Here is a 23,584-nt window from a genome sequence, read left to right as displayed (position 1 = left end):
GTGTATGCGCGTGAAATCCCTCGTGGCAGCGGTGCTGCTGGCCGGTGCGGCCACCATGGCTCAGGCCGCCGAGTTCCCGATCGGCAAACCGCTGAATGTGGCGGGCATGGAAATCAACACCGTCTATCTCCAGCCGATCACGATGGAGCCGGCCGGCATGATGCGCGACGCCAAGGCGTCGGACATCCACCTCGAGGCCGACATTCACGCCATTGCGAAGAACCCGAACGGCTACGCCGAGGGCGACTGGATTCCGGGTCTGGAAATCACTTACAAGCTGCAGAAGGCCGGCAGCACGAAGGTCATCGAAGGCCTGATGATGCCGATGGTCGCGAGCGACGGCCCGCACTACGGTGACAACGTCAAGCTCGACGGCCCGGGCAAGTACACGCTGACGATGGTCGTGAACGCTCCGGGCACGCTCGCCGAGTTCGGTTGCAAGATGGGCGCAGCCGCGCCGGCCGCAGGCGCGCACGCGGCGCACGGGGGCATGGGGCCGTGGTGCTTCGGCCGCCACGTCGACAAGGAAACGGGCGTGGGTCCGTGGTTCAAGCCGATCACGAAGACGGTCGAATTCACGTTCGCCGGTGTCGGCAAGAAGGGCGGCTATTAAGCCCGGACAACTTTGATGCAGCGTTGGCCTGCGGGTCAGCGCTGTTTTCGTTTGGAGCACAGGGATGAATCAACGCATCGCGCGCCTGGGGCCCACGATGGCGGCCGTCGCGCTCACCTTGTTCACGTTGGGCGGCCCGGCGCTTACCCGCGCGGACGACCTGCCTACGTTCAAGCTGGAAATGAACAACGGCAAGCTCAATCCGGCGCGCATCGAAGTCCCGGCGGGCAAGCGCATCAAGATCGAGGTGCACAACACCGGATCGAACGCCGTGGAATTCGAGAGTCTGCAACTGCGCAAGGAAAAGGTGCTGGCGCCAGGCGCGCAGTCGTTTGTCGTGATCGCGCCGCTGCAGCCGGGCGAGTACAAGTTTTTCGACGATTTCCATCAGCAGGCGCAGGGCGTGATCGTCGCCAAGTAAGCGCGCGGGAGTCGTGTTGGTCACACGGTAAGACAAGTCACACAAGAGGAATCGCACGATGGGTCAGGTCATGTTCATCGTCTGGCGCGAAAGCGTCGAGGCATTGCTGGTCGTAGGCATTCTCCATGCCTGGCTGGCCAACCCCGATCATGGGGCGAGGCGCGGCCTGCCCTATCTGTGGGCCGGCGTCGCGCTGGGCATCGCCGCGGCCGTGGCACTGGGCGCCGCACTTGTCGGCTTCACCGAAGTGCTCTCGGGCGACGCACAGGATTACTTCCAGACGGCGATGGTGCTCATCGCCTGCGTGCTCATCGTGCAGATGGTGTTCTGGATGAAGCGCCACGGGCGCACCCTCAAGCGCGACATGGAATCGTCGCTGAAGAAGAGTCACGACCAGGGCACCTGGTGGGGCGTGCTCGTGCTCGTCGCGCTGGCCATCGCCCGCGAAGGCAGCGAGACGGCCATCTTCCTGTACGGCATCGGCTTCGGTCAGCAGGGCAGCGTGCCGCTCTCGATGTGGCTGGCCGTGCTGATCGGTTTCGCGCTCGCGCTCGTCACGTTCTGGCTGCTGCAACTCGGCGGCAAGGTCTTCTCGTGGCGGCTGTTCTTCCGCGTGACCGAAATCATGCTGCTGTTCCTTGCCGCCGGCCTGCTCGAATCGGGACTGGATCGCCTGATTTCGCTCGAGCTCGTGCCCACGCTGGTCGACCAACTGTGGGATACTTCCGCGATTCTTGACGACGCCAGCCCGTTCGGCAGCCTGGTGGCAACGCTCACCGGCTACCGCGCGCATCCGGCCGGCATGAACCTGTTGGTCTATGTCGTGTACTGGCTGTGCATCTGGGCGCTGCTCAGGCGAGCGGGCGCACCGGCAAAGCAGGTCAAGCCCGCCTGAGCGGGCAGCGCGCACCGGCGGGATTGCCGCGCGGTGCGCCCCACGGGCTGAACGGACACGCCGCACGTGGATTTCGCGGCAATCACCAGATCCGGCAGCCCGGCCAAGGCAATCCCCCGACGTAAGAGTTGAGCATGAGCATCGCCATACCTGTCCCGAACCGACTGGCCCGATTGGGCCTGTGGATGCAACGCCACGGCAAGCTGATACGTGGCGTGCAGTGGGTCATCGTGCTGGTTTATGCGTTTCTCATCTGCGTGCCGGTCCTGCTGCCGCTTCCCGACGAAACGGCACACATCCTCGACAATCTCACCGTCTTCGCGCAATTCACGTTCTGGGGCATCTGGTGGCCGTTCGTGCTGCTCAGCATGGTGCTGATGGGGCGCGTCTGGTGCGGCGTGCTGTGCCCGGAGGGCACGCTGTCCGAATTTGCGAGCCGCCACGGGCGCGGCCGCGCCATTCCGCGCTGGATGCGTTGGGGCGGCTGGCCCTTCGTGGCTTTCGCGGGCACCACGCTCTACGGGCAGATGGTCAGTGTGTATCAGTACCCGAAGGCCGTGCTGCTGGTGCTCGGCGGCTCGACCGTGGGCGCCATGGTGATCGGTTACTTCTACGGCCGCGACAAGCGCGTGTGGTGCAAGTACCTGTGCCCGGTCAACGGCGTGTTCTCGCTGCTCGCGCGCCTCTCGCCGTTTCACTTCAAGGTCAACGAGGACGCCTGGCGCCAGTCGTATCACACCAACGGTCACAAGATCATTCCGGTCAATTGCGCGCCGCTCGTGCCGCTGCGCAACATGAAGGGCGGTGCGCAGTGCCATATGTGCGGTCGCTGCGCGGGCCATCGCGACGCCATCTCGCTCGTGAGCCGCTCGCCCAGCGAAGAGATCGTGACCTTCGGCGCCACGGAAAACAACAGCCTGTGGGACAGCGTGCTGGTCATGTACGGACTGCTCGGCGTGGCCATCGGCGCCTTTCACTGGACGGTCAATCCGTGGTTCGTCGCGACCAAGACTGCGATTGCCACATGGCTCATCGATCGCAACATCATGTGGCCGTTCGAAACCAACGCGCCTTGGTTCGTGTTCACCAACTACCCCGACCAGAGCGACGTGTTCACATGGCTCGATGGCGGCATGGTCGTCACTTACATCCTGGGCAACGGGCTGATTCTCGGCCTGGCGTTCACGATCATCTTCGCGCTCGCCAATCGTGCGATGGGGCCGTGGCAGACCTCGCGCTTCAACCATCTGGTGCAGTCAATCATTCCGATTGCCGGCGCCGGCGTGTTCATTGGCCTGTCGGCGACCACGATCAGTCTGCTGCGTGCCGAGCATCTGCCGGTGTACTGGGCCAACGACGTGCGCGCCGCGATTCTGGCCGCCACCACGCTGTGGAGCCTCTGGCTGGGCTGGCGCGTGACCGGGCGGCACACGCGCTCGCCGGGGCGGCGTCTGGCCGGGATGGCCGGCGTGGCGGCCGCGCTGGCGCTCGTGAACTGGCTCTGGCTGCTGATGTTCTGGATCTGGTGAGGGCCTGGCGTGACGTGAAGTGACGTGACGTCCGGCCGCCGGACGGCAGCCGTGCCGTTGGCGGGCCCCCGCCGGTGGCCTACAATGTCGTCACAAGTCTTTCTGTGTAGTCTTCCCGTGTGACGCCCATGTTGCTCGCTCAACGCCTTCCGCTGTATTTCCGCCTCGTTCGCCTCGACAAGCCGATCGGCACCGTGCTGCTGCTCTGGCCGACGCTCTCGGCGCTGTGGATCGCCTCGGACGGGCGTCCCGAGCCCTGGATGGTGGTGATCTTCACGCTCGGTACCTTCCTGATGCGCTCGGCCGGTTGCGCCATCAACGACTATGCGGACCGCGATTTCGACAAGTTCGTCAAGCGCACCAAGGAACGTCCGATCACCTCGGGACGCATCCGCGCATGGGAAGCGCTCGCCGTGGCCGCAACGCTCGCGCTCGTGAGCTTCCTGCTGATCCTGCCGCTCAACGCACTCACCAAGGGGTTGTCGATCCCCGCGCTGTTCGTGGCGGGCACCTATCCTTTCACCAAGCGCTTTCTCGCCATTCCGCAGGCGTATCTGGGGGTGGCTTTCGGCTTCGGGATTCCGATGGCCTTCGCCGCCGTGCAGGATCAGGTGCCGATGCTCGCGTGGCTGTTGCTGCTCTCGAACGTGTTCTGGTCGGTCGCATACGACACCGAGTACGCGATGGTCGATCGCGACGACGACCTGAAGATCGGCATCAAGACATCGGCCATCACGTTCGGCCGCTTCGACGTGACAGCCATCATGATCTGCTATGCCGCAGCGCTCGGCATTCAGGCGGGCGTCGGCGTGTGGCTCGGTTTCGGCTGGCCGTTCTGGCTCGGCATGGCGGTCGCGGCGAGCTTCGCCGTCTACCACTACTTCCTCATTCGCGGCCGCGAGCGCATGCCTTGCTTCGCCGCGTTCCGGCACAACAACTGGCTTGGCGCCGCGGTCTTCGCGGGCATTGCCGGGCACTATCTGCTGAGCGCCCGAGGCTGAGGCCCGGCGCGCCCGGCATGATGGGCGTCAGGCGTCGCCCAGCTCGTCGCCCAGTTCCTTGGCGCGCGTGTTGGCGGCATGCACGCCGCGCACGATTGCAGCCTTGATGGCGTCGCGATCGAACGAACTCAGGGCGGCAAACGTCGTACCGCCCTTGGACGTCACGCGTTCGCGCAGCACGCTCGCCGGCTCGCTCGACTGCGCGGCCAGTTGCGAGGCGCCTGCAAACGTGGCGATGGCGAGCTGACGGCCCTGCTCGGGCGTGAAACCCAGTTCCTCGGCGGCTTGCTCGAGCGCTTCGATGAAATAGAACACGTAAGCCGGACCGCTGCCCGAGATGGCAGTCACGGCGTCGAGCTGGCTCTCCTTTTCCACCCAGACGATCTGGCCGGCGGCGCTCAACACGGTCTCCGCGCGCTTGCGTTGGTCCGAATCCACGCCCGAAAGGGCGGCCAGACCGGTAATGCCCATGCCGATGAGCGCCGGCGTATTGGGCATGCAGCGCACGATCTGGTTGTGCCCGCCGAGCCAGCGCGCCAGGTCGGACGCGCGAATGCCGGCGGCAATGCTGATGACCAACTGGCCGTTCAGATGCGGCTGGAGCGCCTGCGCGACATCCTTGAGCACCTGGGGCTTGACGGCCAGCACGAGCGTGTCGTAATCGCGCAGGCGATCGTTCGGGGCGCCGGCGGTGTCCACGCCGTACTGCCCGGCGAGGCCCTCGCGGGTCGATTCGTTGACGTCGATCGCGAGAATGTCGCGCGGGGCCGTGCCGCGCTTGACGAGTCCGCCGATCAGGGCGTTGGCCATGTTGCCGCCGCCGATGAATGCAATTCTCATAACCGTCCTTTGCGTTGCGTATGTCGTAACCGTCACTACCTGTTGCCGCGGCGAACCGTCGCGAGGCGTCTGTCGACGCGTCGATCCCGGAAGCCGCAGGGGCCACACGCCGATTACGCCCGGGGGCCGTAGTCGCGTGCGCCGAAAATCGCGGTACCGATGCGGACCATTGTCGCACCTTCGGCGATCGCCGCTTCGAGATCGCCGGACATGCCCATCGACAGCGTGTCGAGTGCAAGACCGTCGGCGCGCAGCGCGTCGAACAGCTCGCGCACCGCGCGAAACGGCGCGCGCTGACGCGCCGGGTCGGTCTGCGGCTCGGGGATCGCCATCAACCCGCGCAGCCGCAGGTTGGGCAGGGCAGCGATGGCGCGTGCGACGGCCGGCACGTCTTCGGGCGGCACGCCGCTCTTGCTTGCCTCACCGCTGATGTTGACCTGCAGGCAGACCTGCAGCGCGGGCATGCCGGCCGGGCGCTGCGCGCTCAGACGCTCGGCGATCTTCAGCCGGTCGACGGAATGCACCCACGCGAAGTGCTCGGCCACCGGGCGGGTCTTGTTGCTTTGCAGCGGGCCGATGAAGTGCCACTCGAGCGGCTCGCCATCCACCGTCTCGCGCGCCAGCACCGCCATCTTTTCGAGCGACTCCTGCACGTAGTTCTCGCCGAACGCGCGTTGGCCCGCCGCGGCCGCCTCGCGCACCGCGTCGGGGCCGAACGTCTTCGACACGGCAAGCAGACGCACGCTGCCGGTCGGCCGGCCGGCTTGGGCGGTGGCGTTGGCAATCCGGGAAAGGACGTCGTCGAGGTGTGCGGCGATGGTCGACATGAGGCGGTTCAGGTGGCGCTAAGCGTGTCGCTGATGCTGAGGGGGGCGCGTCGGGCAGACGTTGTCGGTCAACGATTATAGCCGTGGCGCATGCGCAGGTGCTACCCCGGAAAAAACGAGGTGCTACCCGGGGGAGGATGGCGCAGGCCGCGCGCCGGAGCCCGCGGGTTGTGGCAGACTCGCCATGCCGACATCCACACGGAGTCAGAAATGAGCGCGGATTCACAGCAGCTCTACGATTTTTCGGTCAATACGCTCGCGGGCGAGACCGTCAGCCTGTCGCGCTATCGCGGCAAGGTGCTGCTCATTGTCAATACGGCGAGCGAGTGCGGCTTCACGCCGCAGTACGCCGGCTTGCAGACGTTGTACGAACAACTGGGCCCGCGCGGGTTCGAGGTGCTCGCGTTTCCTTGCAACCAGTTCGGCAAGCAAGAGCCGGGCGATGCGCAGGCGATTCGCAGTTTCTGCGACCTGCGCTTTCACGTGACGTTTCCGATGTTCGCCAAGATCGACGTCAAAGGGCCGGACGCCGCGCCGCTGTACCGGTATCTGACGCGGAAAAAGCCCGGCGTGCTGGGTACGAAGGCAATCAAGTGGAACTTCACGAAGTTTCTCGTCGACGCGTCGGGCAATGTGGTTGCGCGCTACGCGCCGACGGTCAAACCGGAAGCCATCCGGGCCGACATCGCGCGGCTGTTGCCGGCCTGAGGCCGGCGCGGGTAGGGCGCGAACCTGGTCGCCGTGCCGTCGGACGGTCGGACGGTCGGAACGCCGGACCCCCGGAATGCGGCAGCCGCGCCACCGGGCAAGGCGCTCGATGTGGCAAGGACCGCGACGTGGCAAGGACCGCGATGTGGCAAGGACCGCGACGCTTAGCGTGCGGCCGATCTCCACCATGCGAGCAAGCCGCGCCACACGCTCGCGAGCCACGTCGTCGTTCGCACCTCGGGTGCGATGTCGTGACATGCGAGCTCCGCGCCATCTTCGCTCTCGATCAGCAGCCAGCCGGTCGTCTCGTTCACGTAGGCCGCACCGGCGCCCAGGGACGTCGGCGCGGCCCACACCGTGGCGGCCAGCCATCGCGGCGCGGGTGTGAGCCGCGCGCGGCCGCTGCGCACGTGGAAGATCGCGCCTTCGCGGGCATACACGTGAAACGCCGCGCCGCGTGCGAGCGTGAGGCGCTGGGGCAGGGCGTCGTCGGCCGGACTCGGGGCGCGCCGGCAGGCGCCGGCCGTCCGCATGCTCCGGACGCTCCGGGACAGACCAAAATCGTGGGAAACGAAGGGGATGGGGCGCTTTGACATGAGGCTCTCCGGGCGTTGAACAGGTGAGTACAGCGTATCGACCGCACCAGCGCGCCGGTAGGCACACGGATCATGGCCTGCGCCCGTAACAGAGGGGCGTCCGGTGATCTGTTACGATGCCGATTCACTGAATCTGTATCTGTTATGGTCGAGTGCAATGTCAGATGATCGGCGCATGGAAGCCGCCACCCCCACCACCACCCCCGCCGTCGCGCTGCCGCAGGCGTCGGCGGCGCTCAGCCGCGCCGCTGGATCCGCCGCCCAGGCGGCGCCCGGCGAGCGCACGCCGCTCTACCGCCAACTCGCCGACCATTACCGCCGCGCCATCGAAGCCGGCACGCTGGCGCCCGGCGATCGCATGCCGAGCGTGCGCGTGCTGATGGATCGGCATCAGGTGAGCCTGTCGACGGCGCTGCAGACATGTCGTCACCTCGAAGCGCAGGGCGTGCTCGAAGCGCGGCCGCGCTCCGGGTACTTCGTGCGTACTCCGGCGCGTGCGAGCGTCGCGCTCGTCGCCGAGCCGCGCGAGTGGGTGCCCGATCTGGCGCAATACGTGGGCATCAACCAGCGGGTCTCGTCGATTCTTGCACGCGGTCTGCAGGCGAACATCAAGGTCAATCTGGCGGTGGCGCACGGCTCGGCGTCTCTCTACCCAGTCGCCGAATTGCGGCAAGCGACGATTCGCGCGTTGCGCGATCATCCGACGCTCTATGGCGAGCCGCCGCCCGGCGGCGGCGAACCGCGTTTTCGTGCGGTGCTCGCGAGGCGCGCCCTCGAAGCGCGCATGAGCATCAATCCCGACGAGATCGTCGTCACGCACGGCTGTATCGAGGCGATCAATCTCGCGCTGCGGGCCGTCGCGGGCGCCGGCGACGTGGTCGCCGTCGAATCGCCCACTTACTACGCGCTGCTGCAGACGCTCGAGAGCATGGGCATACGCGCGCTCGAGATCCCGACGAGTCCGCAGACGGGCATCTCCCTCGAGGCGCTCGACCTCGCGAGCCAGACCTACGACAACATCAAGGCCGTCATTGTCGTGCCGCACTTCCAGAATCCGCTGGGGTCGGTGATGCCGGACGCGCACAAGGCCCGTCTGGTGGCGTGGGCGGAGTCGCGCGGCATCGCCATCATCGAAGACGACACCTACGCGGCGCTCGGCGACGACGACAACATTCCGGCGGCAATTCGTTCGTGGGACAACGGCGGCAATGTGATCCACTGCGCGTCGCTGCACAAGACCCTGGCGCCCGGCATGCGGCTCGGCTGGATTGCGGCCGGCAAGTGGCAAGGACGCGTGGAGATGCTCAAGTATGCGCAGACGCGTCCCAATGAGGCGCTCGCGCAGATTGCGATGGGCGAATTCATGGACTCGCCGCGCTACGACCGGCATCTGCGCCGTCTGCGCGCGCAGTTGCGGGAGCACCGCGCCGCGATGGCCGACGCCATCGCCACGTATTTCCCGACCGGTACACGGCTGACGCTGCCTGCCGGCGGGCTGAGCCTGTGGGTCGAGATGCCTGGTGGCGTGAATTCGGAGCAGCTGTTCGACGCGGCGTTGGCCAAAGGCATTCGCGTGGCGCCGGGCAGCCTCTTCTCGAATTCGGCGCGCTACGATCACTTCTTGCGCGTGAACGGCGGCCAGCCGTTCACGCGTGAGGTCGAGCGCGCGGTGCGCACGCTCGCGAGCGAAGTCGCGCGTCTGCTCGACGCCAAACGGTGAGTCAGAACTCCGGGTACATCCGTCCCGGATTGAAGATGCCCGCCGGATCGAAGACCGATTTCAGGTTGCGGTGAATGCGCATGACAGGCGCCGGCAACGGCGTGAACACGCTCACGCCGGGCTCGCCGTAGCGAAAGAGCGTGGCGTGGCCGCCGTCCTGCCTCGCGGCCGAGCGCACGATTTGCGCGTCGGCGTCGGTGATCCACCAGCGTTGCGCGCCGCCCCATTCGATCAGTTGTTTGCCCGGCAGGCGATGCGGTTCGGCCGTCGACGGCACCGCCAAACGCCATAGCGCTTGCCCCGGTCCCGCATCGGCGAAGAAGTTGTCGGTCTGCTCGCGGATCGCGTGCCAGAACTTCGCGGCGTGAATCGCATCGACCAGTTCGCCCCCCATCTTCACGCGCGCCGCCTTGATCGCCGCCGATGCGCCGGCGAGCCGGATGACCAGCAAATCGCTGCGCCAGGCGCTGCCCGTGATCGGCAGCGGCTGTCCGCCCCATTCGTTGAGCTTGCGCACGGCGTCGACGGCGTTCATCTCGAACTGCAGGGTGAGTTCGGCAAACGGCTGCGGCAACACCTTGAGCGAGACTTCGAGAATGAGACCCAGTGTGCCCAGCGATCCCGCGAGCATGCGCGAGACGTCGTAGCCGGCAACGTTTTTCATGACCTGACCGCCGAAGTTCAGCACGTGCCCGCGCCCGTCCATGAGCTTCGCGCCGAGCACGAAGTCGCGTACCGATCCGACAGCGCTGCGCCGTGGCCCCGCCAGGCCGGCGGCCACGGCGCCACCGATCGTAGCGCCCGGGCCGAAATAGGGCGGCTCGAATGGCAGCAACTGATTGCGTTCGGCAAGCGCGGCCTCCACGTCGGCGAGCGGCGTGCCGCAGCGCGCCGTGATGACGAGTTCGGCCGGATCGTAAGCGACGATGCCGCGGTAGGCGCGCGTGTCGAGCACATCGCCCACGCGTTGCTGCCCGTACCAGGCCTTGGTGCCGCCACCGCGCAATTGCAGTGGCGTGCGGCGCGCGGTGGCCTGCTCGATGATCGTGCGAAAGCGCTCGAGCGTCTCCTTTGGCGAAACCGCGGGCGCGGCCGCGACCGATGCGCACGACGGTGTGGGGGAGTCCGGGGCGAGCGAGGCGCCCGGCGAGGTGGGTGGGGTGGTGTCGGTCATCAGCTCGGTTCCGGCGGCGGTGGCATGTCGGATTGATAGGGCCCCAATTCGCTACCGCAATGCTTGCAGTAACTCGCGTCGGGATCGTGACCTTCGGTGTGGCATTGCGCGCAGGTGCGCGTGGTAATCGTTCTCTTGCGCATGACCGAGTGGATCTCGGCGCCCATGATGCCGGTCGGAATGGCGATCACGCTGTAGCCGAGCAGCATCACGAAGCCGGTGATCGCCTTGCCCAGGCCGGTGACCGGCACCACGTCGCCGTAACCGGTCGTCGTGAGCGTGACGATGGCCCAGTAGATGCCCACCGGTATGCTCGTGAAGCCGTGCTGCGGCCCTTCGATGATGTGCATGAGCGTGCCGAAGATCACCACGATGATCGAGATGAAGCCGAGGAACACGAGGATCTTGCGGCGCGCGTTGTACAGCGCAATGCTCAGGATCCCGGCTTCGTTCACGTAGGCTGTGAGCTTCAGGATCCGGAACGCGCGCATCAGCCGCAGCAGACGCACGTCGATCAGCCCATGCAGTTCGGGCACGAGAATCGCGAGATAGGTGGGCAGGATCGCGAGCAGATCGATGATGCCGTAGAACGAGAGCGCATAGCGCACCGGCCGGTGTGCGCACAGCAGGCGGGCAATGTACTCGGCCGTGAACAGCAGCGTGAAGAACCATTCGAGAATGGCCATCGGCAACGCCGCCGTGTTCTGTACGGACGGGATGCTCGAGACGACCACCGTCAGCACCGACAGGATGATGGCGATCAGCAGGGCGATGTCGAACAGCCGCCCCTCGCGCGTATCGGCCTCGAAGATGATGATGTAAAGCCGCTGCCGCCAGTCGTGCGGCAGCCATTCCGACAGCCCGCGCATGTCAGAACCTCGGCAGATCGGGGTGGGGCAGCAGGCCGCCGCGCACGTGGAGCTTGCCGTACTCGGCGCAGCGCGCCCGCGTCGGGATGCCCTTGTCCGGATTGAGCAATCCGACCGGGTCGAACGCACGTTTCACGCCGAAGAATGCGTCGCGCTCCTCGGGCGAGAACTGCACGCACATAGAGTTGATCTTCTCGATGCCTACGCCATGCTCGCCGGTGATCGTGCCGCCGAGTTCGACGCAGGCTTCCAGAATGTCGCTGCCGAACGCTTCGGCCCGGCGCCACTCGTCGCGATCGTTGCCATTGAACAGAATGAGCGGATGCATGTTGCCGTCTCCCGCGTGAAAGACGTTAATACAGCGCAATCCGTACTGTTGTTCCATACTCTCGATGCGTTTGAGTAACGTCCCAATCGCACGGCGTGGAATGGTGCCGTCCATGCAGTAGTAGTCCGGCGAGATGCGTCCGGCGGCAGGAAACGCGTTCTTTCGGCCCGACCAGAAGCGCAGTCGTTCCTCTTCACTGCGAGAGATCTGCAGACGCGTTGCCCCGGACGTGCGCAGCACGTGCGAGATGCGCATGATCTCTTCGGCCACCTCTTCGGGCGTGCCGTCCGACTCGCACAGCAGGATGGCCGCGGCATCGAGATCGTAGCCGGCATGCACGAATTCCTCGACGGCCTGCGTGGCGGGCTTGTCCATCATCTCCAGTCCGGCGGGGATGATGCCGGCGGCGATAATCGCGGCCACGGCGTTGCCGCCCGTCTCAACATCGTCGAAGCTCGCCATGATGACTTGCGCCGTCTGCGCTTTGGGCACCAGCCTGACGGTGATTTCGGTTACTACGCCGAACATCCCCTCGCTGCCGATGAACACCGAGAGCAGATCGAGACCCGGTGCATCGGGCCCGAGCGAGCCGAACTCGATGGCCTCGCCCGACATGGTGATCGCGCGCACGCGCAGCACGTTATGCACCGTGAGGCCGTACTTCAGGCAGTGCACGCCGCCGGAGTTTTCCGCGATGTTGCCGCCGATGGTGCAGGCGATTTGCGAGGACGGGTCCGGTGCGTAATACAGGCCGTAAGGCGCAGCGGCGTCCGAGATCGCGAGATTGCGAACGCCAGGCTGCACCGTTGCCGTGCGCGCATAAGGATCGATCTCGATGATCTTCTTGAACTTCGCGAGCGAGAGCACCAGGCCCTCGGCCATCGGCATTGCACCGCCCGACAGGCTGGTGCCGGCGCCGCGCGGCACGACGGGGATGCCGAGTTGATGACAGGCCTGCAAAATGCGCTGGACCTGCGACTCCGTCTCGGGCAGCACCACTGCCAGCGGCACGCGACGATACGCGGCCAGGCCATCGCACTCGTATGGCGTGGTGTCCTCGCGGCGATGCAGGATGCAGTGGGGCGGCAGGATTTGTGCGAGCGCGTCGAGCAACTGCCGCTGCCGTGCTTCCAGGACGCGGGTGGCGTCGGCGCTTTCGTTCGCTGTGCCCGCCGTGCCCGCCGCAGCCGCCGAGGGTGCGGCGCCGGCGTGGCCCGCGGCCGTGCCCGCCTGAAGCGGGCTGGAGGGTCCTTGCGAGGTGACGGGCGCGTTCATGCGGCCCTCAGTCCGCCGGGCGCAACCGGAAAATCTTGCCCGGATTGAGCAGGTTGTGCGGATCGAGCGACGTCTTGATCGCGCGCATCACGTCGATGGCGTCCTCGCCGTGTTCGGTCACGAGAAAGCCCATCTTGTGCAGCCCTACGCCGTGTTCGCCGGTGCACGTGCCGCCCATGCGAATCGCGCGCTCGACGATGCGCTGGTTGAGCCGTTCGGCCTCCGCGATTTCTTCGGGCTTGTCCGGGTCGATCAGGATCGCCACGTGGAAGTTGCCGTCGCCTACATGGCCCACGATCGGACAGGGCAGGCTCGACGCACGCAGGTCTTGCTCGGTCTCGCCGACGCACTCGGCCAGACGCGATATCGGCACGCACACGTCCGTCGTCACGGCGCGGCAGCCCGGCTTGAGCTGCAGCATGGCGAAGTACGCGCTGTGGCGTGCGCTCCAGAGGCGATTGCGGTCTTCGGTGCGAGTGGCCCATTCGAAGCCGGTGCCACCGTTTTCCCTGGCGAGCATCTCCACCGTCTCCGCCTGTTCCTTCACGCCGGCGTCGCTGCCGTGGAATTCGAAGAACAGCGTTTGCGTTTCGGGCAGTTCGAGCTTCGAATGCTTGTTGATGGCGCGCACGGCCAGCGCGTCCACGAACTCCACGCGCGCCACCGGCACACCGAGCTGAATCGTCTGGATGACGCAGTTCACGGCGTCCGTCATGCTCGGGAACGAGCAGATCGCCGCCGACACGGCTTCGGGCTGCGGATACAGGCGCACCGTGGCTTCGGTGATGATGCCCAGCGTGCCTTCGCTGCCGACGAAAAGACGCGTGAGGTCGTAGCCCGCCGACGACTTGCGGGCGCGCGTGCCCGTGTGGATCACGCGGCCATCGGCGAGGACGACCGTCAGTGCGAGGACGTTCTCGCGCATCGTGCCGTAGCGCACGGCATTGGTGCCGGACGCGCGCGTGGCGCACATGCCGCCGATGCTCGCATCCGCGCCCGGATCGATCGGGAAGAACAGTCCGGTGTCGCGCAGGGCCTCGTTGAGCGCCTTGCGCGAGATGCCGGGCTGCACGGTAACCGTCAGGTCCTCGGCATTGATCGAGACGATCTGGTTCATCTCCGAGAGATCGAGCGACAGCCCACCCTCGACGGCGAGCAGATGCCCCTCGAGCGAGGAGCCGGCGCCATACGGAATGATGGGCACGTCGTATCGGGCGCACAGTTTGACGATCTGCGAGACCTCTTCGGTGCTGTGCGCGAACGCGACCGCATCGGGAAGCATGGGATCGAACGGAGATTCGTCGCGGCCGTGATGCTCGCGCAGCGCGTCCTTGGTGCTGATGCGCTCGCCCAGCAGGGCTTGCAACTCGCTCAGCAGCGCGTCGGGGAACGGACGCCTTGCAGCGAACGGCAGATGGGGGTGATTCACGGCTTTCTCCTTCGGGTCTCCGGGGCCAGCGCCGTCAGGCGGTGGCGCGCTCCATATCGGGCGGGGTCTCGGACACGCCATGGCGCGCCCCTGACACCTCATGAGCGGGGATTTTACGCCGTGACGGCGTTTTTCCCCACCCTTTGCGTCATATCATACGGACTTGCCGCGCCAGCGCGCCATCGGAATTGCCCGAAAAATGGGCAGCCGCGCGCCGGCCGGTTAATGTCAACCAGGCACGGCAAGCGGTCCCGGTGGCCGGCATCGGGCGCCGGCGGGCCGCACGGGCCGCATGTGCCGCAAGGGCAGGTATCGGAAGATGGGTAATCGTTTGAGCAAGATCGTCACGCGCACGGGCGACGGCGGCAAGACCGGCCTCGGGGACGGCGCGCGGGTGGACAAATCTAGTGCGCGCATCGTCGCCATCGGCGAGATCGATGAAACGAATTCGCATATCGGCGTGTTGCTGTGCGAAGCGCTGCCGGAAGACATCCGCGCGCTGCTGCTCGACATCCAGCACGATCTGTTCGATCTCGGCGGCGAACTGAGCATGCCGCGTCACACGCTGCTTGGCGAGGCCCAGGTGGCCAAGCTCGACGATTGGCTCGCACGGCTCAATGCCGATCTGCCGCCGCTGCGCGAGTTCATCCTGCCCGGCGGCACGCGTGCCGCGGCGCTGGCCCATGTGGTGCGTACCGTGGCGCGCCGGGCCGAGCGGGCGATGGTGGCGCTTGGCGCCGAAGAGACGGTGGGGCCCGCCCCGCGTCAGTACATCAATCGGCTGTCCGACCTGATGTTCGTGCTCGCCCGGGCACTCAACCATGCGGGCGGCGGCGCTGACGTGCTCTGGCAGCGCGCTCGCGCCGGCAACGCCGCGGGCTGACCGCGCACGGGCGTTCGCGCCGCACCCGCGCTCGGTTCCGCTCGGGTCCGCTCGGGTCGTTTGCCGGCGGCGGTGCACCGGCATGAGCGCCGCTCAGTTGCCGGCGCCGCGTGCCAGACGGCGCGCCCGCACGGCGTCGGCGAGCGTGTCGAGCACCTTCAGGCTGTCTTCCCAGTTGATGCAGGCATCGGTGATGCTCTGCCCGTAGGTGAGCGGCTGGCCGGGCACGTGGTCCTGGCGGCCGGCCACGAGATGCGATTCCACCATCACGCCAATGATGCGGTCATCGCCGGCGGCGATCTGACGCGCGATGTCCTCGCACACCGGGATCTGGTTTTCGTGCTTTTTCTGGCTGTTGGCGTGCGAGGCGTCGATCATCACGCGCGCGGCCAGTCCCGACTTGGCGATCTCTTCGCAGGCGCTTTGCACGCTTGCGGCGTCGTAGTTGGGCGCCTTGCCGCCGCGCAGGATCAGGTGGCAGTCCTCATTGCCCGAGGTCGACACGATGGCCGAATGCCCGCCTTTGGTGACTGACAGGAAATGGTGCGGCTGCGAGGCGGCCTTGATGGCGTCCACGGCGATCTTCACGTTGCCGTCGGTGCCGTTCTTGAAGCCGACCGGGCACGACAGCCCCGAGGCCAGTTCGCGGTGCACCTGCGATTCGGTGGTGCGCGCGCCGATGGCGCCCCACGACACCAGATCGGCGATGTACTGCGGGCTGATCATGTCGAGATATTCGGTGCCGGCGGGCAGGCCCAGTTCGTTGATCTGCGCGAGCAGATCGCGCGCGAGGCGAAGACCGTCGTTGATCTTGAAGCTGTTGTCCATGTGGGGGTCGTTGATGAGCCCCTTCCAGCCGACCGTCGTGCGCGGCTTTTCGAAGTACACGCGCATCACGATTTCGAGCTCGCCCTTGAGGCGTTCGCGCTGTTCGACCAGGCGCGAGGCGTATTCCAGCGCAGCCTTCGGATCGTGGATCGAGCACGGGCCGATGATCACCACGAGACGGTCTTCCATGCCATGCAGCACGCGGTGAATGGCGCCGCGCGAGCGGTGGATGAGGTCCGCGCTCCGTTCGGAGCAGGGGTATTCGCGAATCAGATGCGCCGGCGGCGTCAGTTCCTTGAGCTCGCGAATGCGGACGTCATCGGTGTTGTGGGGAGGCATGGTCGTTTTCTCCTGGGCAGTGCTGAGTGCGTTTCGTTTCTTGGGATACGGGTCAAAAAAAAACCGCCAGACTCGCTGGCGGTTTTTCAGGATTCGTTTCGTTGCTTACTGCTGCAAGTACCCCTCTCCATCCGCCAGCGGTGTGAGATTCGCAAAAAAGTAAAAATAAAACTTGCTGGCGATCATGAATGGGTCTCGGGTGTTGCACCGCGAACTTGCGCCGTGCACAGAAACAGCTTTATACGCCGAATCGTATGGCGCTGCAACAGCACCATCACGCTAAAGCAGCGAAAAACGCGCGGAAATGTCGCAATTCTGTTGCCTCTTTTGCGTCGATAAAACGAGTTCTCTGGAAAACATGCGAAGACGCCCGGTTTGGGCCGGGCGTCTTGCTAAGCTTTGCGCATTTTTTGCGTTGCGCCAAACGCGGCGCGAACGCGGCCTCAGGCGGTGCCGCCCACGGTCATGTTCTCGATGCGCAGCGTCGGCTGGCCCACGCCGACCGGCACGCTCTGACCTTCCTTGCCGCACACGCCCACGCCGGAGTCGAGCGACATGTCGTTGCCGATCATGGTCACGTCCTTGAGCGATTCGGGGCCGTTGCCGATGAGCGTCGCGCCCTTGACCGGGTAGGTGATCTTGCCGTCCTCGATCATGTACGCCTCGGACATCGAGAACACGAACTTGCCGTTGGTGATGTCGACCTGCCCGCCGCCGAAGTTCACGGCATAAAGGCCGCGCTTGACCGACTTGATGATTTCCTCGGGGTCCTTGTCGCCGCCGAGCATGTATGTGTTCGTCATGCGCGGCATCGGCAGCGCCGCGTATGACTCGCGGCGACCGTTGCCCGTGACCGGCATCTTCATCAGGCGCGCGTTCATGCTGTCCTGCATGTAGCCCTTCAGGATCCCGTCTTCGATCAGTGTGGTGCACTGCGTCGGGTTGCCTTCGTCGTCGATGTTGAGCGAGCCGCGGCGGTTCGACAGCGTGCCGTCGTCGACCACGGTGACGCCCTTGGCGGCCACGCGTTCGCCGAGGCGTCCCGAGAAGGCGGACGAGCCCTTGCGGTTGAAGTCGCCCTCCAGGCCGTGGCCGACCGCTTCGTGCAGCAGCACGCCGGGCCAGCCCGGGCCGAGCACGACGGTCATGGCGCCGGCCGGGGCGGGGCGGGCGTCGAGCTTGACGATGGCGCCGTCGACCGCCTCCTTGACGTACTTTTCGAGCAGTTCGTCCGTGAAGTAGCCGTAATCGAGGCGCGCACCGCCGCCGCTGTTGCCGATCTCGCGGCGTCCGTTGGACTCGACGATGACGGTGACCGACACGCGCACGAGCGGACGAACGTCGGCCGCGATCACGCCGTCGCTGCGCGCGACGAGCACGACATCGTACTCGCCGGCGAGGCCCGCCATGACCTGCGAGACGCGCGCGTCGCGCGCGCGGGCGAGCTTCTCCACGCGCTCGAGCAGCGCGACCTTGCCGTTGGCGTCGAGCGAGGCGAGCGGGTCGGCAGGCAGGTACAGGCCGTGGCCGCTGGCGCTCGAGAGCTTGCTGCCGACCTTTACGCGTCCGCGTCCGGCCGAGGCAATGCTGCGCGTGGCGGCAGCCGCGTCCTTGAGCGCGACCTCAGAGATGTCGTCCGAGTACGCGAAAGCGGTGCGATCACCCACGATGGCGCGCACCCCGACGCCCTGATCGATCGAGAACGACCCCGATTTGACGATGCCTTCCTCGAGACTCCACGCTTCGCTGCGCGTGTACTGGAAGTACAGGTCGGCATAGTCCACCCGGTGCGTGAAGATGTCGCCGAGCGCGCGTTGCAGGTGGCTTTCGTCGAGGCCATACGGCGTGAGCAGGAGCTCGCGCGCCGTGGCCAGGTTCTGGATGCCGGTGTCGATGATTTTCATGCGGTGTCAGGCCAAGGAAAGGTATTCGGTGGATGAGGGCGAATATGGGAGCCAGTTGGGGGCGAAAGCCCGGAAATCAACCTCGCAGCACGCGGTGCCGCCACGCGGGCAGGCTCTCGCGCACACTCGCCAGCCGTGCGGGATCGATGTCGCCGACGACCACGCCGGCGCCTTGCGTTTCACGCTGGGCGACGATATCGCCCCAAGGGTCGATCAGCATGGAGTGTCCCCAGGTGCGCCGCCCGTTCTCGTGGTGGCCGCCCTGCGCGGACGCCAGCACGTAGCACTGGTTCTCGATGGCGCGCGCACGCAGCAGCAATTCCCAGTGCGCACGGCCCGTGGTGTAGGTAAAGGCGGCCGGCACCACCACGAGCGTACAGTCGCCCATGGCGCGGTACAACTCGGGAAAACGCAGGTCGTAGCACACCGACAGGCCCACGCGGCCAAATGGCGCTTCGAAGGTGCGTACCGCCTCGCCGGGGCGAATCGTGCGCGCCTCGTCGTAGGCCTCGTCGCCCTTGACGAAGTTGAACAGGTGGATCTTGTCGTAGCGCGCGGCCGGTGCGCCGTGCGGATCGAACACGAGCGTGGTGTTGAGCACGCGCTCCGGTTCCGGCGCGGCCAGCGGCAGCGTGCCGCCAATGAGCCAGACGCCGTGGCGGCGGGCCGTTTGCGACAGGAAGTCCTGGATCGGCCCGCTGCCCGGCGTTTCGCGCAAGGCAAGCTTGTCCGTGTCGCGCTGCCCCATGTAGCAGAAGTACTCGGGCAGCAGCACCAGTTGCGCGCCGGCGTGAGCCGCCTCGGCGACCAGACGGGCGGCTTCGGCCAGATTGCGCCCAACGTCGGGCGCGCTCACCATTTGCACGGCAGCCACGCGCACGGGCGCGGCCGGGAACTGGGCGGACTGTATTTCGGTACTCGTCATTTCTGGGCGAATCGGGCTCGATTTGAGACGGATATGGGCGGGCGGGAGCGGGCGGCGGCAGGCGCGGCAAAGGCGCTCAATTGCCGCGCATGCCGAGCGATCGCGCGCGGTCTTGCGTCTGCGGCCGGGTCTCCGGCGTTGTTTCGATCTTACTCTTATTGTCGCTTCCCTGTCCGATGACCGGATTGTCCCAGGAACCGGTCACGTGATACCGGCTCGAGAGCGTGCGCGAGAGCTGATCGCCCAGCGCCAGTTGCGCAAAGAAGGAGCCGATGCCCAGCGCCGGGTTGATGATTGCCCACGCAAGCGAGGCCGACGCCGCGTTGATCTTCGGCAACACCAGCACGTTCAGATCCTGCGTCTCGCGCGCGAGGTCGGTGTGGCCGTCGATCTTGATGGTGGCCGCGTTGGCGTTGATGGTCAGGTCGTTCGTCGTGGCCACGCCGGCCTGCATGGTGGCGTTGCCGTCGATGCTGTCGAACGGCAGGCCGCTGCCGATCACGCTGTTGAAGTCGAACGTGATGATCTTGGTGAGCGTCTGCAGCGAGAGCACGCCCAGCAGCTTCGCGAGCCCCGGGTCCGCTTTCAGGATCTGTCCGCGCCGCAGATCGACCTTCACGCGCCCGCCGAGCGTCGGATAGTCGATGGCATCGGGCCCGCCGCGCCAGCCGAAGCGGCCCGACACCGTGCCCGAGCCGTCCTTGAGCGTCTTGGGCAGCCCCAGCCGGTCGAGCAGGCCGCCCGCGTCCTTCACGTCGAGATTGAAGTCGAGCACTGTACGGCGCGGCACGTCCTCGTTGCTGCCGGCGGCCGCCGCGCGCCGCCGCGACGTGCGCCAGTTGCCGCTCACGTCCAGCGTGGCGGCGTTGTTGCTCAGCTGCAGTTTCGTGAGCTGCCAGACGGGCACGCCGTCCTCGACGTCGTTGTGCGCGTTGAGCGTGAGCTTGCCCAGCGGCTTGTCGCGCAGCACGAAATCGTTCGCGACGAGGTCGATGGCGGGGAATTCATCGCTCGGCTCGTCGAGCACCTGCGTGAGAACGTCCTCGCCGTGCTCTTCGCGCGGGATGACGAGCTTCGCGAGCCGCGCGCGAATCGCTCCCGACGGACTCTTCGCGTCGGGCGCATGCCACTCGGCGAAGCCGGACACCAGATCGGACGCGAGGCTGACCTGCCAGTCGCGATCGTTGCGCTGCGCGCCGACGACGAACTCCGGCCACAGGCGCGACATCAGGCGCACCTGCCTCGCGTGCAGCGCGAGGCGCGTGGGAATGTAAGGCGTGAGCGCGCCGAATTCGTCACGCGCGGCCGCGGCGGTGGCGGCCGGTGCGGGCGGCGTGCCTTGCGTGCCGGGCGTGACGGCGGCGCTATCGAGCGAGGCAATCACGCTGCGCCAGGCGTCCACGTCGAGCGTGTCGAACTGTGCGGCCGCCTGCACGCCTTCGCGCGGGGCCGGCACCGGCTGATTGACGCCGATGCCGCCGCGCAGCACGTCGACGCGCGTTCCGATGCGCTGCTGCACGTAGTTGGCCTGCACGCTGCCGATGGCGAATTCGAGCGTATCGATGCGGCGCCCGCCGGGGTTCGGCTGGGGCCGCAGCGTGAAGCGTGCGGGCAGGGACGTCTCCGCACTCTTGCCGAGCGGCGCCGGCAGATTGACGGCGAGGCCGGCGAGCGTCGATTGCACGGCCACTTCCGTCATGCCCTGGCGCACCGCGACCGTCGCGGTGTACGGCGTGCTGCCCGTCATGCGCTTGGCGAGCTGCGCGAGCGAGGCGTTCTCGCGGTTCTCGCGCAGTCCTTGCGCGCTCATCGTGCCGCTGATGTTCAGCGCGATGGTGCCGTCGTCGCGACTGCCGCCCGAGGCGCGCACCTCGCCGCCGAGGAACGTGCCGCGCAGGTTGTCGAGCGAGATGCCACGCTCGGTGAACGCGAGTTCGCCGTCCACGGCGCCGAACGTGGGCAGGCCGCCGAGCAGCGTCACGTCGTTGCGCAGGAAGCGCGCGCGTCCGGTGACCTTCGAGCGGTCGGTGTGCTCGAGCGGCATGGACAACTGCATGGCGAGCTGTGTGGTGCCGCTCGCCCGCGTCTCGTCGGTGAAGTCGCCGATCCAGTGGCCTACCGGGCTGCTGTTGAGGTACTTCACGAAATCGGCCGCGGGCCCCTTGGCGTCGCCCTTGAGCGTGAGCGTCGAATCGTCCTGACCGATGTTGCTGATATCGCCGAGCACCTGCGTGAGCGTCACGCCGAAGACCGTGCCGGAGTCGATGGCGATGTGCAGCTTGTCCGCGTCGAAGCGCAGGTTGCCGCGCACCTTCTCGAACGAGGGCCAGACTTCCGTATGGCCGGGACGCAGCGGCGAGGGGTTGAACGTCACGTCGACGAGCGGAATGTCGACGTTGAACCTGCCGCCGCCCTTGCCGTAGGGGAAGTCCTCGAGGTCGCCCTGCACGGCGAACGGCGCGTTTTGCACCGTGCCGGCGAGCAGTGCGCGCTGCAGATAGTCGCGCACGCCGGCGCCGATGTCGGTCGGCAAATAGCGCGGCACCGCATTGGCATTCGCGCGCGCGATGTTGCCCTTCAGGTCGACGATGCCGTTGCCCTTGCCGCCGTTGTGCCAGGTGCCGCTCACGTCGCCCGCGAGTTCGGCGTTCTGCACATGCAGCGCATCGATACGCACCTGCACGTTGGCCGGCGCATCGCGCCGGGCCGCGGAACGCGACACGCGCCACGACGTGCGCGCGCTCAGCGTGTCGAGATCGATGCGCGGCTGGTCGAAGCGGCCGGGAAAGTCCAGCGTGGCATTCCTTGCGTCGAGCGTCAGAGCGCCGCGCGTCTGGTCGGCATCCACGTGGCCGCTCAGGTTCGAGAAGCCGGGGCGCCCGGCGTTTGGCGCGCCGGGTTGCGCCGGCGGGCGCTGACTGGCCTGGCTGTCGATGCCGAGGCCCTCGAAGTCGGCCACCACGCGGTACCGGTCGCGCTCGGGCGGCAACTGCTTGAGCCCCGGCAGGTCGCGCCAGTTGCCCGATCCATGCGGCTTGGGCGCCTGGTAGCTGAGATCGAAGTTGGCGAGGCGGCCGCGCGGGCGGAAGCTGGCGAGCGTCTCGCGGGTCTGGGCGTCGATCGGCAGCGACGGCACGAGCGCCATCGCCGCGCCGATGTCGAAGCGCTGGCCGGCGAGCGTCATGCGCTGGCCATGCTCCTGCGAGCCGGGGGCATAGCTGCCCCGGAGGTCCGGCACGTCGAGCGTGGGACGGCCGGCGGCCTGCAGCGTCAGGTCGCGCGCGCGCAGGTTCCAGCCCGCGTCGGCCTGGGCGCCGGCGCGCGTGAGATCGATGCGCCCGCCGGTGGCGTCGAACGTGAGCGGCGGCAGATCGTCCGCCAATTGCACCGACGTGTTCTCGCCGGCCGCGCGCAGCGTGGCGCCGATGAGCGCGCCGCTGTCGAAATCGACCCAGGCGCGAGCGGCGACACGCCCGCGCGAATCCTTGCCCGGCAGATCGACGTAGCGCGCCAGCGCGCTCAGATCGAGCGTGCCGAGCTCGGCGTAGACCTGTCCGCGCCAGCGCTCGACTTCGCCGGGGCGCGTGAACAGCGGGCTCGTAAAGCGCGCCCGGATGTCGAGCGGCGCGACCATGCCGGCCGGCGGCGTGGCCTGCAAGCCAAATCGATGCTCGAAGCCGCGATTGCGCAGCATGGCGTTCACTTGCGTGACGACGAGCTCGGGCACGTCGCGCGTGGCGTCGCGCCAGCGCACCGTGCCGCCGCGAACGACGACGCGCGCCTGACGCATCAGCCAGTCGGCGGCCTGCGTGTTCGACGCGCCGGTGTTGCCGCTGATGGGCAATCCCGCCACGAGCACCGAGCCGTCGGCCAGACGCTCGACCGTCAGGTCCGGCTGATACAGCGTGAGGTCGGACAGGCGCAGATCCAAATGGAGCAGGCTTGTCCACGAGAGCACGGCGTCGAGCCGGTGCAGTGTGAGTCCCGGATCGGCCGGCGGCGGGGCGCCCGGCGGAGCATAGGCGACGGCGGCGTTCGCCGTATCGCCGGAATGGCGCGCGTTGCCCGCAGCGGACGCCGACGCATCGGCACGGCTCGCGGGCACCGCCACGCGCGCGAGCGGGTGCGCCTTGGGCTTCGGGTCCGGCGCGGCGCGCGCCACGCGCACGTCTTCGAGCGTCAGATACGGATGCCAGCCACGCCAGACGGCGTCGACGCGGCCGATGGTCACGGGCAGGCCGATGGCGCGCGTGGCCGCCGCTTCGATTTGCGGGCGGTAGTCGGCAACACGCGGGAGGATCACGTACCGGGTCGCGAGGACGACGGCACCAAGTCCGAAATAGACGATGACGACGAGCGCCAGCAGCCATTCCAGGGCCAGGCGCAGGCCACGCGGCAGTGACGAGAACCAGGACCGGGTCGCAGTGGGCGAGGCGGGCGGCTTACGGTCGGTCATGCTGCGCGTCTACGAGGGAATGTG

General features: G+C 67.0%; 19 protein-coding genes. 8 read left to right on the top strand and 11 right to left on the bottom strand.

Going from position 1 to position 23,584, the window contains the following annotated elements:
* Positions 1-4: 4 nt before the first annotated feature.
* The 5 genes from CDN36_RS04850 (at position 5) to ubiA (ending at position 4,459) form a co-directional block, all read left to right on the top strand.
* On the top strand, positions 5-613 hold the full coding sequence (locus CDN36_RS04850) for an iron transporter (protein WP_150556652.1): 609 nt from the start codon (positions 5-7) through the stop codon (positions 611-613).
* 97 nt (positions 614-710) lie between these two features.
* Positions 711-1,034, top strand: a complete 324-nt coding sequence (locus tag CDN36_RS04845) for a cupredoxin domain-containing protein (protein ID WP_241013913.1) — start codon at positions 711-713, stop codon at positions 1,032-1,034.
* A gap of 58 nt (positions 1,035-1,092) precedes the next feature.
* Positions 1,093-1,929 carry an FTR1 family iron permease gene (locus tag CDN36_RS04840; protein ID WP_150556654.1) on the top strand — a complete coding sequence of 279 codons (837 nt, stop codon included), beginning with the start codon at positions 1,093-1,095 and terminating at the stop codon, positions 1,927-1,929.
* A 185-nt stretch (positions 1,930-2,114) separates the two neighbouring features.
* Positions 2,115-3,458 carry a 4Fe-4S binding protein gene (locus CDN36_RS04835; protein ID WP_174966451.1) on the top strand — a complete coding sequence of 448 codons (1,344 nt, stop codon included), beginning with the start codon at positions 2,115-2,117 and terminating at the stop codon, positions 3,456-3,458.
* A gap of 128 nt (positions 3,459-3,586) precedes the next feature.
* Complete coding sequence (gene ubiA / locus CDN36_RS04830) at positions 3,587-4,459, top strand: 4-hydroxybenzoate octaprenyltransferase (protein ID WP_150556656.1); 873 nt, start codon at positions 3,587-3,589, stop codon at positions 4,457-4,459.
* 27 nt (positions 4,460-4,486) lie between these two features.
* Here ubiA and proC read toward each other — a convergent pair whose 3' ends face one another.
* Positions 4,487-5,299, bottom strand: a complete 813-nt coding sequence (proC, locus tag CDN36_RS04825; RefSeq protein WP_287496118.1) for a pyrroline-5-carboxylate reductase — start codon at positions 5,297-5,299, stop codon at positions 4,487-4,489.
* A gap of 113 nt (positions 5,300-5,412) precedes the next feature.
* Positions 5,413-6,126: a YggS family pyridoxal phosphate-dependent enzyme gene (locus CDN36_RS04820; RefSeq protein WP_287496117.1), complete on the bottom strand. Its 714-nt coding sequence runs from the start codon at positions 6,124-6,126 to the stop codon at positions 5,413-5,415.
* A gap of 210 nt (positions 6,127-6,336) precedes the next feature.
* On the opposite strand from CDN36_RS04820, the gene CDN36_RS04815 reads away from it, so the two are divergent.
* Positions 6,337-6,834, top strand: coding sequence for a glutathione peroxidase (locus CDN36_RS04815; protein ID WP_287496116.1), 498 nt, complete (start codon positions 6,337-6,339; stop codon positions 6,832-6,834).
* A 164-nt stretch (positions 6,835-6,998) separates the two neighbouring features.
* Here the strand turns inward: CDN36_RS04815 and CDN36_RS04810 are convergent, their stop codons facing one another.
* Positions 6,999-7,367 carry a hypothetical protein gene (locus CDN36_RS04810; protein WP_287496115.1) on the bottom strand — a complete coding sequence of 123 codons (369 nt, stop codon included), beginning with the start codon at positions 7,365-7,367 and terminating at the stop codon, positions 6,999-7,001.
* Between the two features lie 238 nt (positions 7,368-7,605).
* Between CDN36_RS04810 and CDN36_RS04805 the strand changes: the two genes are divergently transcribed.
* Entirely contained in the window at positions 7,606-9,150 is a 1,545-nt protein-coding gene (locus CDN36_RS04805) for an aminotransferase-like domain-containing protein (protein WP_287496114.1), read from the top strand.
* Between the two features lies 1 nt (position 9,151).
* Here CDN36_RS04805 and glcE read toward each other — a convergent pair whose 3' ends face one another.
* The 4 genes from glcE to CDN36_RS04785 are packed head-to-tail and all read right to left on the bottom strand — an operon-like array spanning position 9,152 to position 14,225.
* Positions 9,152-10,324 (bottom strand): glycolate oxidase subunit GlcE, encoded by a 1,173-nt coding sequence (gene glcE, locus CDN36_RS04800; RefSeq protein ID WP_287496113.1) that lies wholly within the window; start codon positions 10,322-10,324, stop codon positions 9,152-9,154.
* Complete coding sequence (locus CDN36_RS04795; protein WP_150556663.1) at positions 10,324-11,193, bottom strand: ion transporter; 870 nt, start codon at positions 11,191-11,193, stop codon at positions 10,324-10,326. The genes glcE and CDN36_RS04795 overlap by 1 nt, the downstream gene beginning before the upstream one ends.
* Position 11,194: 1 nt before the next feature.
* Complete coding sequence (locus CDN36_RS04790) at positions 11,195-12,796, bottom strand: FAD-linked oxidase C-terminal domain-containing protein (protein WP_287496112.1); 1,602 nt, start codon at positions 12,794-12,796, stop codon at positions 11,195-11,197.
* Positions 12,797-12,803: 7 nt separating this feature from the next.
* Positions 12,804-14,225: an FAD-binding oxidoreductase gene (locus CDN36_RS04785; protein WP_287496111.1), complete on the bottom strand. Its 1,422-nt coding sequence runs from the start codon at positions 14,223-14,225 to the stop codon at positions 12,804-12,806.
* 319 nt (positions 14,226-14,544) lie between these two features.
* Between CDN36_RS04785 and CDN36_RS04780 the strand changes: the two genes are divergently transcribed.
* A complete protein-coding gene (locus tag CDN36_RS04780) occupies positions 14,545-15,108 on the top strand; it encodes a cob(I)yrinic acid a,c-diamide adenosyltransferase (RefSeq protein ID WP_287496110.1) in 564 nt (187 codons plus the stop codon).
* A 93-nt stretch (positions 15,109-15,201) separates the two neighbouring features.
* On the opposite strand, the gene aroG is transcribed toward CDN36_RS04780, so the two are convergent.
* From aroG to CDN36_RS04760, 4 genes are all read right to left on the bottom strand, one after another.
* Complete coding sequence (gene aroG, locus CDN36_RS04775) at positions 15,202-16,275, bottom strand: 3-deoxy-7-phosphoheptulonate synthase AroG (protein ID WP_150556666.1); 1,074 nt, start codon at positions 16,273-16,275, stop codon at positions 15,202-15,204.
* A 443-nt stretch (positions 16,276-16,718) separates the two neighbouring features.
* A complete protein-coding gene (gene tldD, locus CDN36_RS04770; protein ID WP_287496109.1) occupies positions 16,719-18,179 on the bottom strand; it encodes a metalloprotease TldD in 1,461 nt (486 codons plus the stop codon).
* A 76-nt stretch (positions 18,180-18,255) separates the two neighbouring features.
* The gene (locus CDN36_RS04765; RefSeq protein ID WP_287496108.1) at positions 18,256-19,104 is read right to left on the bottom strand and encodes a carbon-nitrogen hydrolase family protein; all 849 of its coding nucleotides are present in this window, start codon (positions 19,102-19,104) and stop codon (positions 18,256-18,258) included.
* A 76-nt stretch (positions 19,105-19,180) separates the two neighbouring features.
* Positions 19,181-23,560: a YhdP family protein gene (locus CDN36_RS04760; protein ID WP_287496107.1), complete on the bottom strand. Its 4,380-nt coding sequence runs from the start codon at positions 23,558-23,560 to the stop codon at positions 19,181-19,183.
* Positions 23,561-23,584: the final 24 nt, after the last annotated feature.

The sequence above is a fragment of the Pandoraea sp. CB10b_02 genome (assembly GCF_002216225.1).
GTDB lineage: Bacteria > Pseudomonadota > Gammaproteobacteria > Burkholderiales > Burkholderiaceae > Pandoraea > Pandoraea nosoerga.
The sequence above is the reverse complement of the archived record's forward strand: the minus strand, read 5'-3'. Positions and strand labels throughout refer to the sequence as shown.

Coding starts and splice junctions, on each gene's coding strand:
- glcE (WP_287496113.1), bottom strand. CDS start 10,324: ATGACCGACACCACCCCACCCACCTCGCCGGGCGCCTCGCTCGCCCCG.
- CDN36_RS04845 (WP_241013913.1), top strand. CDS start 711: ATGGCGGCCGTCGCGCTCACCTTGTTCACGTTGGGCGGCCCGGCGCTT.
- aroG (WP_150556666.1), bottom strand. CDS start 16,275: ATGCCTCCCCACAACACCGATGACGTCCGCATTCGCGAGCTCAAGGAA.
- proC (WP_287496118.1), bottom strand. CDS start 5,299: ATGAGAATTGCATTCATCGGCGGCGGCAACATGGCCAACGCCCTGATC.
- CDN36_RS04805 (WP_287496114.1), top strand. CDS start 7,606: ATGGAAGCCGCCACCCCCACCACCACCCCCGCCGTCGCGCTGCCGCAG.
- CDN36_RS04840 (WP_150556654.1), top strand. CDS start 1,093: ATGGGTCAGGTCATGTTCATCGTCTGGCGCGAAAGCGTCGAGGCATTG.
- CDN36_RS04790 (WP_287496112.1), bottom strand. CDS start 12,796: ATGAACGCGCCCGTCACCTCGCAAGGACCCTCCAGCCCGCTTCAGGCG.
- CDN36_RS04835 (WP_174966451.1), top strand. CDS start 2,115: ATGCAACGCCACGGCAAGCTGATACGTGGCGTGCAGTGGGTCATCGTG.
- CDN36_RS04780 (WP_287496110.1), top strand. CDS start 14,545: ATGGGTAATCGTTTGAGCAAGATCGTCACGCGCACGGGCGACGGCGGC.
- CDN36_RS04760 (WP_287496107.1), bottom strand. CDS start 23,560: ATGACCGACCGTAAGCCGCCCGCCTCGCCCACTGCGACCCGGTCCTGG.
- tldD (WP_287496109.1), bottom strand. CDS start 18,179: ATGAAAATCATCGACACCGGCATCCAGAACCTGGCCACGGCGCGCGAG.
- CDN36_RS04810 (WP_287496115.1), bottom strand. CDS start 7,367: ATGCGGACGGCCGGCGCCTGCCGGCGCGCCCCGAGTCCGGCCGACGAC.
- CDN36_RS04765 (WP_287496108.1), bottom strand. CDS start 19,104: ATGACGAGTACCGAAATACAGTCCGCCCAGTTCCCGGCCGCGCCCGTG.
- CDN36_RS04820 (WP_287496117.1), bottom strand. CDS start 6,126: ATGTCGACCATCGCCGCACACCTCGACGACGTCCTTTCCCGGATTGCC.
- CDN36_RS04795 (WP_150556663.1), bottom strand. CDS start 11,193: ATGCGCGGGCTGTCGGAATGGCTGCCGCACGACTGGCGGCAGCGGCTT.
- ubiA (WP_150556656.1), top strand. CDS start 3,587: ATGTTGCTCGCTCAACGCCTTCCGCTGTATTTCCGCCTCGTTCGCCTC.
- CDN36_RS04850 (WP_150556652.1), top strand. CDS start 5: ATGCGCGTGAAATCCCTCGTGGCAGCGGTGCTGCTGGCCGGTGCGGCC.
- CDN36_RS04815 (WP_287496116.1), top strand. CDS start 6,337: ATGAGCGCGGATTCACAGCAGCTCTACGATTTTTCGGTCAATACGCTC.